Origin of the sequence: Streptomyces sp. NPDC051976 (assembly GCF_040680795.1) — a bacterium.
In the GTDB taxonomy this organism is placed as follows: domain Bacteria; phylum Actinomycetota; class Actinomycetes; order Streptomycetales; family Streptomycetaceae; genus Actinacidiphila.
Genome location: NZ_JBFAXL010000025.1, coordinates 26,402 through 42,949 on the forward strand (window position 1 = coordinate 26,402; position 16,548 = coordinate 42,949).

Sequence of the window (16,548 nt, forward strand, 5' to 3'; positions counted from 1 at the left end):
CCGGTCGTGGTCGGTCGTGGTCGGTCATGGCGCCCGGGCCCGCGGGTCGTACGCTTGACGGCATGACCAAGAGCCCTTTGCTGTCGCTGCCCGGCGCTGTCCCCGCAGAAGGCCCTGACGAAGGCGTCGCCGCGCACTACGGCGACCTGTTCCGTGAACAGCGCGCGCTGGCCGACGGCACCGGGTTCGTGGACCTGTCCCACCGCGGTGTGGTGACCGTCACCGGCGCGCAACGCCTGTCGTGGCTGCACCTGCTGCTCACCCAGCACGTGGAGAACCTGCCGCCGCAGCAGGCCACCGAGGCGCTGATCCTCTCCGCGCACGGCCACATCGAGCACGCCCTGTACCTGGTGGACGACGGCACCACGACCTGGATCCATGTCGAGCCCGGCACCCAGGGCGAGCTGCTGGCCTACCTGGAGAGCATGAAGTTCTTCTACCAGGTGGAGACCGCGGACGCCTCCGAGCAGTACGCGGTGGTGTACCTGCCCGCCGGTTCGATCGCCGAGGTGCCGTCCGGGTGGGCGGTCCGCGAGACCCCCTACGGCCGGGACGTCTTCGTGCCCCGTGCCGAGCTGGAGTCGTGGACGGCGACGGCCGGACGGCCGATCGGTTCGCTGGCCCTGGAGGCGCTGCGGATCGAGGCGCACCGGCCGCGGCTCGGCCTGGAGACCGACCACCGGACGATCCCGCACGAGCTGGGCTGGCTGGAGAGCGCGGTGCACCTGCAGAAGGGCTGCTACCGCGGCCAGGAGACGGTGGCCCGGGTGCACAACCTGGGGCGGCCGCCGCGGCGGCTGGTCTTCCTGCACCTGGACGGCAGCGAGGTACGGCTGCCCGCGCACGGCGCCCCGGTACGGCTGGCGGCCGACGGCGAGGACGGCCGCGCGGTCGGCTTCGTGACGTCCTCGGCCCGGCACTGGGAACTGGGCCCGATCGCGCTCGCCCTGGTGAAGCGGAACACCCCGGAGGACGCGGTGCTGCTGGCCGAGAGCACGGCGGCCTCGCAGGAGACGGTCGTCGCCCCGTAAGCAGGGTGGTCACATGTCGATGACCACCGTGAACGGGCCCTCGTTCGTCAGCGAGACCTTCATGCTCGCGCCGAAGCGGCCCGTCTCCACGGTCGCGCCGAGCGCCCTGAGCTGTGCCACGACCTCGTCGACCAGTGGTTCGGCGAGGTCGCCGGGGGCGGCGGCGTTCCAGGTGGGGCGGCGACCCTTCCGGGCGTCACCGTAAAGCGTGAACTGGCTGATCACGAGCAGCGGCCCGTTGACGTCCGAACAGGACTGCTCGTCGGGCAGGATGCGCAGCGTCCACAGCTTGCGGGCCAGCGCGGCGGCCTTCTCCTTGCTGTCGTCGTGGGTCACGCCGACCAGGACGCACAACCCCGGTCCTGTGATGGCACCGACGGTCTCGCCGTCCACCACGACCTTCGCTTCGCTCACCCGCTGGGCCACCGCTCGCATAGGCTCATTGTGGCGTGCGGGGTGGCGCGCCACCCCCACGGGTGAGGGAGCCCGGGGGAAATCGGGGCGTACGCCTGGTTGGCGGGCTCGCACACCAGTTGCGACGGCCGTTCGGGTGCAGAGTCGCTGCGGGGTGCGAGTGGCAGGTGGCAGCATCGGAAGCCTGGCGGCGAATCCGACGGCGAACCCAGCGGCGCAGGCGCCGTGACGGAGGCGCCTCACGCGGGCGCCGCGACGGAGGGGACACACGCATGACCACACCCGGCGCTGGAGAGACTTCCGGCACTGCCGTACCGACGGCGTCCACCACGAAGGGGCACCGCATGCTGAAGGCCGACGCACTGGGTCCGCTGCGCCCGCCCGCCCCTCGCGGCCCGCTGGCCGACGCGCCCGCGCCGGATCTGGGCGCGCTCGACCTCGGCGCGCTGCGCGCCCTGCGCCGGGACGCCCAGCAGGAGGAGGCCGACCTCTCCTATCTGCGCCGGATGCTGCACGGCAGGATCGACATCCTTCAGGCCGAGTTGGGCCGCCGCAGCGCGCCGGACGCCCCGGTGCCGGACGCGCCGGTCCTGGACCGCCTCTCCGAGATCCTCACCGACGACCCGTCACGGGTGCGCACCTCGGCCCGCCATGTCACCCTCGGCACCCCGCTGACCGAGCGGGTGCGCGCGCTCGCCGAGGAGATGCTCGCCGAGGTGGAGCTGTCCGACCTCGACGCCCGCACCGACCCCGAACTCGCCGCCGCGATGGGCCGCATGGTCCGCAACGAACAGCAGGTCTCCCGCCGCCGCCAATCCCTCCAGATCACCGTCGACGGCTGCAACGCCGAAATCACCCGCCGCTACCGCGAGGGCGAGGCCCACGTCGACGACCTGCTCACGGACAACTGAAGGCCCGCCTCCCGGCGGGGGCGCCGACGTACTGACCCGGGGGGGCGGGGCCCGGACCCCCAGCCGACGGGCCGCCGCGCGGCCCAGACCCGCGTCGCCGCGGGCGGCGGACCCGCTGACGCGGCTGGGTGTCGGCGGCCGACGACGGTTTGATCGCGCTGGGGCCGGGGTCCGGACCCCCAGCCGACCGGCTGCGACCCGCGTGGCCGTGGGCGGCGTACCCGCTGACCTGGCTGGGTGTCGGTGGCCGTCGACGATCTGACCGGGCCGGGCCGGGCCGGGGTCCGGAGCCGACCGACCGACCGACCCAGACCCGCGTCGCCGTGGGCGGTGGAGCCGACCGACCGACCGGCCGCTGACCGGCCCAGACTCGCGTCGCCGTGGGCGGCGTACCCGCTGACGCGGCTGGGTGTCGGCGCTCGCCGACGGTTTGATCGCGCTGGGGCCGGGGTCCGGACCCCCAGCCGACCGGCTGCGACCCGCGTGGCCGTGGGCGGCGTACCCGCTGACCTGGCTGGGTGTCGGTGGCCGTCGACGATCTGGCCGGGCCGGGCCGGGCCGGGCCGGGGTCCGGAGCCGACCGACCGACCGGCCGCTGCGCGGCCCAGACCCGTGTCGCCGTGGGCGGCGGACCCGCTGACGCGGCTGGGTGTCGGCGCTCGTCGGCGGGAGTCGGGCCGTCAGGCCCGGGGGCGGGGGGCGCGGTCGTGGGTGGCTTCCGGCGGTAGCCGGTTATTCGGATGCGGCTCTGCGGCCGTACTGCGTAGCGTGCGGCCATGAGCTCCAGCCCTGAGATCCGCCATCTCGACGAGTCCGATGTCGCCGACTGGGTGCGCGCGTTGCACACCGGCTTTCACATGGCCCCCTCGGTGCCCGCCGAGGAGGTCGCGCTGCGCAGGACGGCGTACGACCTGGCGCGGACCCAGGGCGCCTTCGACCAGGGCCGCTGTGTGGCCACCTTCCGCAGCATGCCCCGGCAGCTCACCGTGCCCGGCGGGGCCGCGATCGCCGCCTCCGCCATCACCAACGTCTCGGTGACCGCCACGCACCGCCGCCGCGGTCTGGCCAGCCGCATGATGGCCGCCGACCTGGCGGCCGCCAAGGAGCGCGGCGAGGCCGTCTCCATCCTGATCGCCGCCGAGTACCCGATCTACGGCCGCTACGGTTTCGGCCCGGCGACCTGGGTGACCGACTGGGAGATCGACGTGCCGCGGGCGGCCGTCGACCCGCGCTGGTCGGGCCCGGCCGACGGCGGCCGGGTGGACCTGGCCACCATCGCCGAGGTCCAGAAGGCCGGACCCGAGCTGCACGACCGCGTCCGCGCCCTGAACCCGGGCGCCATCAACCGCAAGCCCAACTGGTGGGCGTTGCACACCGGCGAGACGTCGTTTCCCACCCAGCCGTGGAAGGAACCGTTCTTCGCCGTCTACCGCGACGCCGACGGCCGGATCGACGGCCTGCTCGCGTACGACACCGTCGACCATCCCTGGCCGGGCAAGCTGCCCAAGGTCGACGCCTCGGTCCGGCAGCTGATCGCCGCCACGCCCGCCGCCGAGACCGCGCTGTGGCGCTTCCTGCTCTCCCTGGACTGGGTGACGCTGGTGAAGTCCGGCCACCGCGCCCCCGACGACATCCTCCCGCTGCTGCTGGGCGACCCGCGCGCCGCGCGGACCGAGACCCACGCCGACTTCATGTGGCTGCGGCTCCTCGACACCCCGGCCGCCCTCGCCGCCCGCACCTACGCGGGCGGGCCGACCACCCTGGTCCTCGACGTCGACGACCCCGCGGGCCTGGCGGGCGGCCGCTTCCTGCTGGAGACGGACGCCACGGGCGCCGCGACCTGCCACCCCACCACCCACCCGGCCGACCTCTCCCTCTCCGTCGCCGACCTGGCCTGCCTCTACCTCGGCGACGAGTCCCCGGTCCGGCTGGCGGCCCTCGGCCGGCTCATCGAACACCACGAAGGCGCGGCCAGGGTCGCCGACACCCTGTTCCGCACCTCGCGCCGGCCGTGGTGCCCGGACATCTTCTGATACCGACATCTGCGCTTCTCGGATCGGACTCACTGCGCGAGCAGCAGTGCCAGCGCGGCGAGTCCGATGCAGGTGAACGTCGTGTTGCGGACCTTGTGGCCGAGGCTGACGAGACCGAGGGCGATGACCCCGGCCGCGCCGTAGCGCCACTGCACGATCTGCTCGAAGGCATAGGTGCACAAGGTGATGGTGAGCATGACAGATCCCTCCTTCGTGGCACTGAGCGGTTGCTGAAGGCGGGTGGCTGCGATGCGTCCCGTACGCCGTTGGACGGGATGTGCGACCCCCGGCGAGGGTGAAGCTTGGCTCATTCAACTCGGGTGAGCGGCGCCCGAGTTGAATGAGGTCCCTCATTCATGGTTTTCCAGTTGAGTGAGATCTATAAACTTGCGTCAGGTAAGCACCTTTGCCAGGTCGGAAGTTGTAGCGTTTCTCCTGTGCACGAGGAAGAGACCGGGCCCAACGGCTCCACGCCGCCGTACCGACACATCGCTGACGTCCTCCGCGGTGAGATCCTCGACGGCCACCTCGCCGTCGGCCAACGCATCCCGGCCCAGGCGGACTTGGAAGAGCGTTTCGCCGTCTCCCGCCCGACGATCCAGCGGGCGCTCAAGGAGCTGCGCCGCGGCGGCTACATCGACAACCAGCGCGGCCGCCCCTCCGAGGTCCTGCCGTGGCGCGAGCGCACCGGCACCACCCGCGCCCAGTACGACGAGCCGGAACCCGCCTACACCGCCCTCGGCACCCACATCGCGGAGGCGTTCGAAGCACCGCGAGTCGTCATCGATGTGTTCTCGCTCACTACCGAGACCTTCAACTCCGCGCTGTACGAGCCGATCCAGCGCATCCGCAGCGGTGAGCTGAGCCCCGAGTCGATCACCGTACGGGTCATGCTGCCCAGCCCCGACGCGCACCTCGCGATCCCGCGGACCGTCGCCGACCCGGAGGACGACCGGCCGCTGCGCCGGCTGCGCCAGCTCGTGCGCGGCCACGCCATCGCGGTGCGCAGCTCACTGACCGCGTTGTCCGAGGTCAGAAGCGACATCGCGGTCAGCGTCGAGTTCCGGACGGTGCCGATCACCCCGCTGCAGAAGCTCTATCTGATCAACGAGGACATAGCGCTGTCCGGCTACTACGAAGTGATCGAGCGCGAGGTGATGTTCGGCAGCGGCGAGCGGGACGAGATCTACGACGTGCTGGGTCTGGGGGCCGTCCTCTTCCCCTTCCGCGGCGACCCGTCGGCGCCCGACTCCCGCGACTCCCGCTTCGTGACCGAGTCCCAGAGCTGGTTCGACTCGCTCTGGTCAACGATCGCGGAGCCGCTGACACTCTTCGAGTGACCCCATTGCACAACGGACAGCGACACGACGGCCTGTACGCCCTGCTCCACCGCGCCCACTGCCTGCTGCTGGACTTCGACGGCCCCGTCTGCGACCTCTTCGGCGGCCTTCCCGCGGACGGGATCGCGGAGCGTATGCACCGCCGTCTCGCGGAGCAGGGGGTGCGTGCGGCCGGCGGCGGGGGAGCGCCGAGCACCGATCCGCACGGGCTGCTGGGCGCCCTCGGCACCCACGAGGGGTTCGTCGAGATGGAGTCGTTCCTCGCCAAGGAGGAGGAGCAGGCGGCGCTGTCCGCCACACCGACCCCGGGTGCCCACGACTTCGTCAGGGCCGTGGCCGAGAGCGGCAGGCTGCTCGCGATCACCACCAACAACTCGCCCGGCTCCGTCGACACCTACCTCAAGTCCCATGAGCTCGACACCTACTTCGGGGAGTGGATATTCGGCCGCAGCACCGAGCACCCCACCCTGATGAAGCCTCACCCCGACTGCCTGCTGCGGGCGGTGGCGGCCGTCGGTGTCGCCCGCGAGGACTGCCTGATGATCGGCGACTCCCCGCGCGACGCGGCGGCGGCGCGCGCCGCGGGCATCGGCTTCCTGGGCTTCGCGACCAGCGAGGACAAGGCCGAGCGGCTGCGCCGCCAGGTCGACCGGCCCTTGGTGGTCGTCGGCATGGAGGACCTCGTCGACGCCGCCAAGCACCTGGATCGACCGAACGGGTGACGGGCGGGGCGGTGTAACAGGATGTTCACCACGGGCGGATGCGGTTTCACGCTTTACCCACTAAAGTCGCAGCCAAAACGCTGGCCCCCTCATCGGCCACGTGAGCGCGTGGGAGCGATGCCTTGGGCGTCCTGACGATCACTCGGGAGCGGATCCCCGCTGCCGCGCTGGACGTGCTGCGGTACGACGCCGAGATGTTCGGGCAGTGCCTGTCCGGCTTCCACAACCGCAACTACGTCATCCAGCTCTCCCACGCCATGGCCGGAACCCTCGGCCTCGCCCCGGGCACACCGGTCAAGGTGCGGGTGCCGCTGGACGGCGCGATGAAGGTGGTGGAGCGGGTCTGGACCGACGAGGGAGACGTCCTCACCCGGCTCGACCGGGCGATCGGCATCGAGAACACCCCGCAGTTCTTCGCCGGGCGGCCCGGCTACTCCGTGCACGAGTACGTCCCCGGCCAGGCGCTGTCCGAGATCTGCCCGCCGGGCAAGCCGCTCGACCCGCACCACCTGGACGCGCTCGTCGACCAACTCGTCGGATTCACCCAGGTGTCGGCGGACGACCTGCCGCCGATGCCCCGCGGCTGGGCCGAGCCGGGCGACTCCCGCGGCTTCCTGCGGGACCGGGCGGCCTTCGCCGAGCGGGCGGTCCGCGCCCCCAACTGGGCCGAGTTCGCCGGGCTGTTCGCCGCGCTGGAGGTCCCGGCGAACGCGCTGCGGGTGCTGCGCGATCGCATCCCGGCGCTGCGGCCACGGCCGTTCGCACTGCTCCACGCCGATCTGCACCGGCACAACGTGATCGTGCGCGACGACGGCGACCTCACCGTCATCGACTGGGAACTCGCCATGTGGGGCGACCCGTTGTACGACCTCGCCATCCACCTGGTGCGGATGCGCTACCCCGCCCACCAGCGCGCCGAGGCCATCGAGCGGTGGCGCAGGGCGGTCTCGCGGGTGCGGCCGGAGGCGGCCGAGGGCCTCGACCGGGACCTGCCGGTGTACGTGGCGTACGAGCGGGCCCAGTCGTTGTTCGCGGACACGCTGCGGGTGGCGTGGGGACTGGCGGGGCAGCCGGGCCCCGGGCTGGTCGGCGCCGGGGTGAGCCGGGTGCGCAGCGCGCTGCACATGGCCGCCGGGCCGCTGCGGCTGGGCCGGGTGCCGACCCGTACCGAGGTCGAGCGGGCACTGCTCAACTGGCGGCGCCGGCGGACGGCGCGGGACGCGGAAGCGGGCTGAGCGCTCGGGACCGAGGGCCCGGGGCTACTGCAGGCCCAGTGCCATCCACTTCTGCGGGTCGGCGAGCGGCTCGAAGCCGAGCTTGGCGTAGACGCCGTGGGCGTCGGCCGTGGCCAGCAGGATGCGGCGCAGGCCGTACGGGGTCAGGTGGTCGCGGACGGCTTCGACGAGGCGGGTGCCGAGGCCGTGGCCGCGGGCGGCGGGGGCCACGTAGACGTCGCAGAGCCAGCCGAACGTGGCCAGGTCGGTGACCACGCGGGCATAGGCGTGCTGGGTGCCGTCGGCGGTGTCGTAGGCGCCGAAGTTGAGCGATCCCGCTATCGCGGCCTCCTGCTTGGCCAGGGTGCGGCCGAGCGCCCAGTAGGCGTCGGTGGAGAGCCAGTGGTGGACGAGGGGGACATCGAGGCGGGCCGGGTCGGCGGAGATCTCGTACGTGAGGCGCATGACGCGGAGAGTAGCGCTGCTTAAGGGTTGTATGCAGGACAATTAACTGGACCTTCGCTGTGCGGCCGGGTGAGACTCGCAGGCATGATCCATGTACCGCTCATCACGCCTTTCGGTACGGACGGCCTGGTGGCCGTGGACGCGCTGGAACGGCTCGCGCACGAGATGCTCGACGAGGGTGCCGCCGGGCTTGTCGCGCTCGGCACGACCGCCGAGGTGGCGGCGCTGGACGAGGACGAGAAGGCGCTGGTCGGCGCCGTGGTGGGGCGGGTGTGCCGGGAGCGCGGGGCGCGCTTCACCCTCGGGGTCGGCGCCGGTGACACCCGGCGGGCGGCGGCAGAGCTGGCCGCGCTCGCCGCGCTGCCGGTGGTACCGGACGCGGCGCTGGTGACGGTGCCGTCCTTCACCCGGCCCGGTGAGGCGGGGGTGGCGGCGCACTTCGCGGCGCTCGCCGAGCACAGTCCCGTACCGCTGTTCGTCTACCACATCCCGTACCGCACCGGGCAGGCGCTGAGCGCGCGGGCGCTGCGCGAGCTGGCGGCGATCCCCGGGGTCGCCGGGTTCAAGTACGCGGTCGGCGGGATCGACTCGGACACCGTGGACCTGCTCGGCGGAGAGCTGCCGCCCGGCTTCGAGGTGCTCGCGGGCGACGACCTCTTCGCTCCGGCGCTCCTCGCCCTGGGCGCCGCCGGCGGCATCCTCGCCGCCGCCCACCTGGCCACCGCCCACTGGGTGGAACTGGCCGCCACCGGCGACCCCGCCCTCGGCCACCGCCTGGCCTCCCTGGCCGCCGCCCTCTTCCGCGAGCCCAACCCCGTCGTGACCAAGGCCGTCCTCCACGCCCAGTCCCGCATCCCCACCCCCACCGTCCGCCTCCCCCTCCTCCCGGCCCATCCGGAGTCGGTGGAAGCGGCCCTCACGGCCTTCGCCGCACTACCGGCACTACCCGGACGAGCCGCGGCGCAGCCGCCGCGTCTCGTCACCTGAAATCGTTCGGCACCCTTCGCCCGCTCCGGGGGATACTCGGACAGGGCGGGCAGCACAGCGCGAGGCGCGCGACCAGATCCGCGCGACCAGATCGGAGAGAGACCGCATGAGGATCGGAATCGTCGGAGCGACCGGGCAGGTCGGCGGAGTCATGCGCAAGGTGCTCGCGGAGCGGAAGTTCCCGGTGAGCGAGCTGCGGCTGTTCGCGTCCGCGCGGTCGGCCGGGCGGACGCTGCCGTGGGACGGTGCCCCCGGCGGGCAGGTCGTCGTGGAGGACGCGGCCACCGCGGACTACAGCGGCCTCGACATCGTGCTGTTCTCGGCGGGCGGCGCCACCTCCCGCGCGCTCGCGGAGAAGGTCGCAGCCCAGGGCGCGGTCGTGATCGACAACTCCTCCGCCTGGCGCGGCGACCCCGACGTGCCGCTGGTGGTCTCCGAGGTCAACCCGCAGGCCGCCGCCGTGCGCCCCAAGGGCATCATCGCCAACCCGAACTGCACCACCATGGCCGCGATGCCGGTGCTGCGCCCGCTGCACGACGAGGCCGGGCTGACCGCCATGGTCGCCACCACCTACCAGGCCGTCTCCGGATCGGGCCTGTCCGGCGTCGCCGAGTTGCACGCCCAGGCGTGCAAGGTCACCGAGGCGGCCGACCAGCTCGCCTTCGACGGCGAGGCCGTCACCTTCCCCGAGCCCGCCGTCTACGCCCGCCCGATCGCCTTCAACGTCGTCCCGCTGGCCGGGAAGATCGTCGACGACGGCAGCTTCGAGACCGACGAGGAGCAGAAGCTCCGCAACGAGACCCGCAAGATCCTGGACATCCCCGAGCTCAAGGTCTCCGGCACCTGCGTACGCGTCCCGGTCTTCTCCGGGCACTCGCTGCAGATCAACGCCAGGTTCGCCGGTCCGATCAGCGTGGAGCGGGCGTACGAGCTGCTGGCCGCCGCGCCCGGCGTCGAGCTGTCCGAGATCCCCACCCCGCTGCAGGCCGCGGGCCGCGACCCGTCCTACGTGGGCCGGATCCGCAAGGACGAGACGGTCGAGCACGGCCTCGCGCTCTTCCTGTCCAACGACAACCTGCGCAAGGGCGCCGCGCTCAACGCCGTACAGATCGCGGAGCTGGTCGCCGCCGAGCTGGCGGCGAACACCGCCGTCTGACTCCGGGCACCCGCGGCCGGTCAGCCTTCCGTCAGCAGACGGAAGGCGGCCAGCACGGTCTGCGACTGCAGCTCCACCTGGTCGGCCACCGGCACCCAGGCCAGGTCGTGGCCCGCTTCCAGCGCGCGCGACCACAAGGTGAGCTGCAGCTCGCAGGAGGTACGTAGCCGGGCCTGCGCCGCCCCCGGCACACCGTCGAGCAACCGCAGCAGAATGCCCGTCGCCCGCAGCGAGATGCGGCGGGCGGCGATGTCGAGCGCGGTGAGGTGCGCCCGGGTGAGCGGCACCGGCGAGGGGTGCATCGCGGCCCAGTCGTCGGCCACGTCCAGGCAGATCGCGGCCAGCTCGCCCGCCAGCCGCAGCAGCGTACGGCGCAGGCCCGAGTCCGGGTCGGGGACCAGCGGGCGCACCTCGTCCAGCAGCGCGCGGGTGCGGCCCGCCTGGTAGCGCAGCAGCGCGGCCAGCTCCCCGAGCGCCCGGGCCGGGTCCGGGTGCGGGCTGCTGTCCGCCACATGGCGGCTGGCCCACATCGGGACCTCGAACAGCGCCGTCATCCCGCCGTAGCGGTGCGGCCGGATCCAGGTGGAGCGGTTGACGTCCTCCGGCAGGCTGGCGAACTGCGCCCGCTCGCCCGGCTCCGGCATCACATAGACGCCGGGGCCCGACACCTTCCAGTACATGGCGTCGTACGTGCCGGTCTGCACGGGCACGTCACGCTCGGCGGACAGCTTGCCCAGCGGCTCCGCCAGTCCGGGCAGGTCCCGGGTGAGCTGGATCCAGCTGCCCCCGAGGTCGTTGCCGTGCAGCGAGCACTGCAGCTCGGGGCGCAGCTCGTCGATCAGGCCGACCAGCGCCCGCGACTCGGGGAGCTGGTCGCCCGGCGGCCGGATCGACGGCGCCCACTCCGGCTGCTCGTCGGCGGGCGGCCGGTAGGCGTGCCGGAAGTGCTCGGCGGGCGTACGCCGCACCGCCGGACCGGCCTCACTGCGTACCGTGCCGTCGGGGTCGAGGCAGAGCAGGAAGTGCCAGGCGGCGTCCGCGCGGGAGTGCAGCGCGGCGTCGGCCGCCACGCGCGCGGCCAGCCGCAGCGCGGTCGCGGAGCCGACCCGCTCGTCCGAGTGCGGCCCGGCGACCACCAGCACCTGCCGACGGCCGCGCCCCACCGTCAGCAACTGCAACGGCCGGTCCTCCCGGGACCGACCGATCTCCCGTAGCCCGCACAGCCCCGGCCGCGATCGCGCGAACGCGGAGGCCGCCGCAGCGACCCCCGCGACCGTCGGATACGCGTCCGTATGCCCTGACGTCACGTGCCGTTGGAGTTGCTGTCGCCGGTGGTCTCCTTCTTGTCCAGTGGGCGGATGACGATAGTGGTCGCCACGGTGACTCCTCTCTGTCCAAGTCGGTTGTGGTAGGGGGGATATGACGCCAAAGCGCCGATTCCCGGCCACCTTGCCAAGGCTCCGGCCGCCCGGCGAGAGTGTCAAGAGCATGAACGTGCTCCATGCAACGAGGGGGAGTCAGGTGTCGGCACCGCCACAATCAGGGGGTTCGGGCGGGTCTGCCGGGGCAGGTGAGCCGGACGGTTCGGCCGGCCCCGGTCACTTAGCCGGAGCGGCCACCGCCGGACTGCTGCGGCCGAGGATCAAGCCGGAGCACCGCGCGTACCGGACCGTCGACGGCAACGTCAGGATCGGCAGCGTGATCTACGGGATCGGCGCCGAGATAGAGGATCCCGACGGCTGGATCTGGACACTCACCGAGGTGATGGACGGCACCCGTACGGCGGACGGCATCGCCGCCGAGATGACCGCCGCGCACCCGGCCGTCCCGCTGGACACGGTCAGCGCCGCTATCGCCGACCTGCGGGACGCGGGCTTCGTCGACGACGCCGCGGCGCCGCTGCCCGAGGGACTCGGCGACCGCGACCGGGTACGGCACGCCCGCGGTGTCGCGCTGCTGCGCTGGATGGACCTCAGCTCGCGGGCCAGCCCGTGGAACGCCCAACTGCGGCTGCGCCGGGCCCGGGTGCTGGTGCTGGGCGTCGGCGGTACGGGGGGTGTGGCGGCGCAGATGCTGGTCGCCGCCGGGGTGGGGCAGGTACATCTGGTCGACCCGGACGTGGTCGAACTGTCCAACCTCAACCGGCAGTTGCTCTATCGCGAGGCCGACATCGGGCGCCCCAAGGTGGACGCGGCGCTCGCCGCGCTGCGCGGGCTGAACTCCGATGTGACGGTGACGGGCGAGCGCCGCGAGGTCGGCGGCCCGGACGACCTGGTCGCGCTGCTCGCCCCGGGGGAGGGGCGGTCCCGGTACGACCTGCTGGTGCTCGGCGCCGACCGGCCGCCGGAGATCAGGCGCTGGGCCAACCGGGTCTGCCTGGCGTTCGGCGTGCCCTGGGTGGAGGGCGGCTACCGCGGCCCGCTGGTCACCGCCGGGGTGCACCGCCCCGGCGAGGGGCCGTGCTGGGAGTGCCAGCGCGCGGGCGAGGACGCCCGCCGCGACCTGCGATTACGGCCGGGCCAGAGCGAGGACGCGGCCTCCCCGCGGATGCCGTGGAACCCGGCGAGCGCCGTCACCGCGGGCCTGTCCGGCACCCTGGTCGCCCACGCGGCGATGGCCCTGCTCACCGGAGTCCCGCCGATGACCCCCGGCTTCCGCTACGGCATCAACCTGATGGCCCTGGGCGAACCGGTCCTCCAGCGCCACCCCCGCCGCCCGGACTGCCCGGCCTGCGGCGCGGGCGCGATCCGTCCCACGTGAGCGGGTCCGATGGGAGCGGGCCCGACGGCGGCCGCGCGGCCCGCCCTCCCTGAGCCGCCGCGGGGGGAAGGCGCACAGCGCTACTTGAGCAGGCCCGCCGCCGCCAGGACCGTCCTGGCCTGGAGCTCCACCTGGTCGCCGACCGGCACCCAGCGGGCGTCCAGCGCGGTCACCAGGTCGCGGGCGCCCGCGTCGAGGCGGCGTTCCAGGCGGGAGCGGAGCCGGCCGGGGTCGCCCGCGGGGTCGCCGACGCCGTGGCCGTCCTCGTCCAGGAGCCGCAGCAGCATGCCGGAGGCGCGCAGCGGGATGCGGCGCGAGGCGATGTCCAGTGCGGCGACATGGGCCATGGTCAGCGGTACGGGGGAGTCGACGGCGAGGGCGTCGAAGTCGTCGGCGAGCCCCTGGAAGGCGCCGACGGCCTGCTCGACTCCGCGCAGCAGCGGGCTGTTCGCGGCCCGCTCCGACAGCAGCGGCCGTGCCCGGTCCAGCGCCGCCGAGGTGGTGGCGCCGTCCTTGCGCAGCCGGGTGGCGAGCACGGCGACGGCGTGCGCCGGGTCGGGGTGCGGGCTCGGATCGGCGACCCGGCGGGTCGCCCACATCGGCACCTCGACGAGCGCGGTCAGCCCGCCGTGCCGGTGCGGCCGGCCCCAGGTGGAGCCGGCCGCGTTCTCCGGCTCGCTGGGGAACCGCTCGCGGGTGCCGGGTGGCGGCAGCACGTAGACACCGGGCCCCGAGCCGTTCCAGTACAGGGCGTCGTAGGTGCCGGTCTGCACGGGGATGTCGAGTTCGGCGGCGTACTTCCCGAACGGCTCGGCCAGGCCCGGCACATCGGCGGTGAGCTGCACCCAACTGCCGCCGACGTCCGTGCCGTGCAGCGAGCACTGCAGGAACGGCCGCAGGTCGTCGATCACCGCCAGCAGCGCGTGCGTCTCGGGGAGTTCGTCGCCCGGGACACGGAAGGAGCCCGCCCACTCGGGCTGTTCGGCCGCCGCCGGGCGGTAGGTGTGCCGGTAGTGCACCGCGGGCGGCCGCGGACCGGCCGGGCCCGTCTCGTTGAGCACCGTGCCGTCGGGGTCGAGGCAGAGCAGGAAGTCCCAGGTCACATCGGCCTCCGCCTGGCGGTGCCGGTCCCAGACGGCGTGCTCTGCCAGCCACAGCGCGGTGGCGCCGCCCGCCTGCTCGTCCGGGTGCGGGCCCGCCACCACCAGCACATGGCGGCTGCCGTGCCCCACCGACAGCAGCCACAGCGGCCGTCCCGCCCGCGACTCCCCGGCCAGCCGCATCCGGCACAGGTCCGGGTGCCGCTGGGTGAGGACCCGGGCTGCCGCCGCGACACCTGACACGGTCGGGTACGCGTCTGGCCCGCGCATGACGGCTCCTCCCTGTCCACTCGTCCAGTGCTTGCCGTGCCAACTCAACCGTGCTGTCGCGCAAGGGAATTGCAGGCGCTGAACGGATGCCGAGGGCGCGCCACCCAAGGCTCTGCGGGTGGCCCCCGGGTGTCAAGGGCGCCCTGCGGCCACCCCCGCGGCACGTGAGCGCTCGATGTCAGGGCCCCGGTAGAGGCGTTCCGGGATGGTCGCCAGCGCGGAACTGTGCAGGCGGGAGCCCAGCCCGTAGAAGTGCTGGAAGCTCATGATCAGCGGCCGCCACCTGTCCGGATCGATACGGTCGCTGGTGCCCGCCGCCCGGATCCGGTCGTGCACCAGCACCCGCTGGACCCGCACCTCGAACACGATGATCCCGCCGCGCTGCTGCTCGTCGTCGTCGGCCAGCGGATGTGTCGCCTCGACGACCGCCTCCATCGCCACCGGGCACTGCGCCACCCGCGGCGCGCCCACGGTCTCCGACGCCACGGGCGTCAGCCCCGCCCGCCCGAACTTGTCGCCCTCGTAGCGGTAGCCGCGCCGCGCCTTGCCCTCCGGCACCGGGTCGCGCCCGGTGGTCAGCGCCAGCCGGTCGACCGCCGCGGCCATGCCGTCCTCCGGCAGGTTGAGTACGCAGCCGCCGTCGCGCAGCAGGTTCCGCGCCGTCTGGGACCGGGCCCCCAGCCCCAGCATCGCCCGCCAGCCCAGCCAGAACACCGACGACATCGGTGCCAGGTTCGCGCTCCCGTCCTCGTTCAGCGTGGACAGCAGGACGACGGGGGTCCCGAAGTAGAGGATCCCCGGCTCGATCCGGGAGTGGGTGTCGGCGGGGGAGTGGATCTGCTCTTCAACGCGCTCATCAGTGCTCATACGCCCAGTGTTGTGTCCGCCCGGGCCGGTGGCTGGCGGGTATCGGACGTGGCGTCCGCGCCTCCCGCACACCGCCGCCGAGGGGTCCGATAGCCTCCGCACACAGCGGAGTCGTCACTCGGGGGGCGGGCGGATGGATGCGGAGCGGAAGACCGCGGTCGGTGAGCGGGTGCGCCGGGAGTGGGGCTTCGAACTCCCCGACGGCATATGGCGGTTCTGGGCGTTCCTCGACGTGCTGGACCCGTCGGAACGGGCGGCGCTGCGCGACCTGGACCTGTCGCCCCTCGGGATCAGCGGACTCCACGCCGCCCCCGACGCGCGGGCCAGGGACGGCGTCGACATCCGCGTGCACGGCCGCTACTACCGCGACCCGCCGGAGTTCCTGAGCTTCCTGCACGGCGGCACCGACGGACTGCACTACGGCCTGTGGTTCGACGACGGCCGTACCTGCTCCGGCGTGGCCTCGTACTACAACAACGACGGCGGCGGCATCGACCTCAGCGACGGGACTCCGCTGGAGGCCGTCCGCACCGTGCTGGAGCGCTCCTGGCGCGACCAGGAGGCGGACCCGGACGGCTACGGCGACGCGCTGCGCGCGGGGTGCGCCCGGCTGCGCGAGGTGCTGACCGGGTTCGAGACCGCGGACCGCCCCGAGACCGGCCTGGCCTACCTGCGCGCCCACACCCACGACTACGTCCACTCGCCGGTCGTCCCCGGCCGGATCACCACCCTCGACGGCGCCGGCGCCCTCGCCGCGGGGCGCACCGCGCTGGACCGGCCCCCGCACAACGGCGCCGACGAGGCGAAGTTCGCCGCCTACATGTACGAGCTCTTCGACGACGCCGACGCCCTGGGCGAGTGCGTCGCCCAGGCCGAACGGTGGTGCGCCGCCGGTGACCCCACGGAGGCCCTCCTCCTCGGCCGGGACCTCCACTGGGCCTCCCACGGCGACCCCGCCCGCGAGGCCCACTCCGCCGCGCTCCTCTCCCTCGCCTACCCCGCCCTCGGCCGTCCGGCCCTCGCGTCCCTCTCCGCCGCCCACCACCGCCACCGCGCCCTCCCAAACGTCAACCTCCTCACGTAGGTCGGTGCCCCGCGCTGCTCGCGCGGAGGACGTGCCCCGTCAGGGGCGCGGGGAACTGCGCGCTCAGCCCCCACCGGGCCGGTGGTCGGGAAACAACGCGTCTGCCCCATTGGGGCCGGTGGTGACCTGCGGGAGCGCGACGGCTGGTCGCGCAGTTCCCCGCGCCCCTTCGGGGCTCGACCTCTTCCGCAAGC

The 16,548-nt window shown here is 73.5% G+C and carries 16 protein-coding genes; 10 read left to right on the top strand and 6 right to left on the bottom strand.

The features are described 5' to 3' along the window. Positions 1-62 precede the first annotated feature (62 nt). Complete coding sequence (locus tag AB0M29_RS23845; protein WP_365385728.1) at positions 63-1,031, top strand: folate-binding protein; 969 nt, start codon at positions 63-65, stop codon at positions 1,029-1,031. A gap of 9 nt (positions 1,032-1,040) precedes the next feature. Here AB0M29_RS23845 and dtd read toward each other — a convergent pair whose 3' ends face one another. Continuing rightward, positions 1,041-1,466, bottom strand: a complete 426-nt coding sequence (gene dtd / locus AB0M29_RS23850; RefSeq protein ID WP_365385729.1) for a D-aminoacyl-tRNA deacylase — start codon at positions 1,464-1,466, stop codon at positions 1,041-1,043. A 323-nt stretch (positions 1,467-1,789) separates the two neighbouring features. Between dtd and AB0M29_RS23855 the strand changes: the two genes are divergently transcribed. After that, entirely contained in the window at positions 1,790-2,356 is a 567-nt protein-coding gene (locus tag AB0M29_RS23855) for an ABC transporter substrate-binding protein (protein ID WP_365385731.1), read from the top strand. A 776-nt stretch (positions 2,357-3,132) separates the two neighbouring features. Then, on the top strand, positions 3,133-4,389 hold the full coding sequence (locus AB0M29_RS23860; RefSeq protein WP_365385733.1) for a GNAT family N-acetyltransferase: 1,257 nt from the start codon (positions 3,133-3,135) through the stop codon (positions 4,387-4,389). A 29-nt stretch (positions 4,390-4,418) separates the two neighbouring features. Here the strand turns inward: AB0M29_RS23860 and AB0M29_RS23865 are convergent, their stop codons facing one another. Next, positions 4,419-4,586 carry a hypothetical protein gene (locus tag AB0M29_RS23865; RefSeq protein WP_365385734.1) on the bottom strand — a complete coding sequence of 56 codons (168 nt, stop codon included), beginning with the start codon at positions 4,584-4,586 and terminating at the stop codon, positions 4,419-4,421. A gap of 240 nt (positions 4,587-4,826) precedes the next feature. Here AB0M29_RS23865 and AB0M29_RS23870 point away from each other — a divergent pair, with 240 nt between their 5' ends. From AB0M29_RS23870 to AB0M29_RS23880, 3 genes are all read left to right on the top strand, one after another. After that, a complete protein-coding gene (locus AB0M29_RS23870) occupies positions 4,827-5,729 on the top strand; it encodes a winged helix-turn-helix domain-containing protein (protein ID WP_365385736.1) in 903 nt (300 codons plus the stop codon). After that, positions 5,726-6,451, top strand: a complete 726-nt coding sequence (locus tag AB0M29_RS23875) for an HAD-IA family hydrolase (RefSeq protein ID WP_365385738.1) — start codon at positions 5,726-5,728, stop codon at positions 6,449-6,451. Before AB0M29_RS23870 ends, AB0M29_RS23875 begins: the two co-directional genes overlap by 4 nt. Positions 6,452-6,573: 122 nt before the next feature. Then, positions 6,574-7,686 (top strand): aminoglycoside phosphotransferase family protein, encoded by a 1,113-nt coding sequence (locus AB0M29_RS23880; protein ID WP_365385740.1) that lies wholly within the window; start codon positions 6,574-6,576, stop codon positions 7,684-7,686. Between the two features lie 24 nt (positions 7,687-7,710). Here the strand turns inward: AB0M29_RS23880 and AB0M29_RS23885 are convergent, their stop codons facing one another. Beyond that, positions 7,711-8,130, bottom strand: a complete 420-nt coding sequence (locus AB0M29_RS23885; RefSeq protein WP_365385743.1) for a GNAT family N-acetyltransferase — start codon at positions 8,128-8,130, stop codon at positions 7,711-7,713. Positions 8,131-8,214: 84 nt separating this feature from the next. On the opposite strand from AB0M29_RS23885, the gene AB0M29_RS23890 reads away from it, so the two are divergent. Together AB0M29_RS23890 and AB0M29_RS23895 are read left to right on the top strand one after the other, a co-directional pair. After that, a complete protein-coding gene (locus AB0M29_RS23890) occupies positions 8,215-9,117 on the top strand; it encodes a dihydrodipicolinate synthase family protein (RefSeq protein ID WP_365385745.1) in 903 nt (300 codons plus the stop codon). A gap of 106 nt (positions 9,118-9,223) precedes the next feature. After that, a complete protein-coding gene (locus tag AB0M29_RS23895; RefSeq protein WP_365385747.1) occupies positions 9,224-10,273 on the top strand; it encodes an aspartate-semialdehyde dehydrogenase in 1,050 nt (349 codons plus the stop codon). Between the two features lie 20 nt (positions 10,274-10,293). On the opposite strand, the gene AB0M29_RS23900 is transcribed toward AB0M29_RS23895, so the two are convergent. Next, on the bottom strand, positions 10,294-11,580 hold the full coding sequence (locus AB0M29_RS23900; RefSeq protein ID WP_365385749.1) for a M14 family zinc carboxypeptidase: 1,287 nt from the start codon (positions 11,578-11,580) through the stop codon (positions 10,294-10,296). Positions 11,581-11,914: 334 nt separating this feature from the next. On the opposite strand from AB0M29_RS23900, the gene AB0M29_RS23905 reads away from it, so the two are divergent. After that, entirely contained in the window at positions 11,915-13,033 is a 1,119-nt protein-coding gene (locus tag AB0M29_RS23905; RefSeq protein WP_365385933.1) for a ThiF family adenylyltransferase, read from the top strand. Between the two features lie 80 nt (positions 13,034-13,113). Here the strand turns inward: AB0M29_RS23905 and AB0M29_RS23910 are convergent, their stop codons facing one another. Next, positions 13,114-14,403: a M14 family zinc carboxypeptidase gene (locus AB0M29_RS23910; protein ID WP_365385751.1), complete on the bottom strand. Its 1,290-nt coding sequence runs from the start codon at positions 14,401-14,403 to the stop codon at positions 13,114-13,116. A 132-nt stretch (positions 14,404-14,535) separates the two neighbouring features. Beyond that, a complete protein-coding gene (locus tag AB0M29_RS23915) occupies positions 14,536-15,270 on the bottom strand; it encodes a flavin reductase family protein (protein ID WP_365385753.1) in 735 nt (244 codons plus the stop codon). Between the two features lie 133 nt (positions 15,271-15,403). Between AB0M29_RS23915 and AB0M29_RS23920 the strand changes: the two genes are divergently transcribed. Next, a complete protein-coding gene (locus AB0M29_RS23920; protein ID WP_365385755.1) occupies positions 15,404-16,354 on the top strand; it encodes a hypothetical protein in 951 nt (316 codons plus the stop codon). Positions 16,355-16,548: the final 194 nt, after the last annotated feature.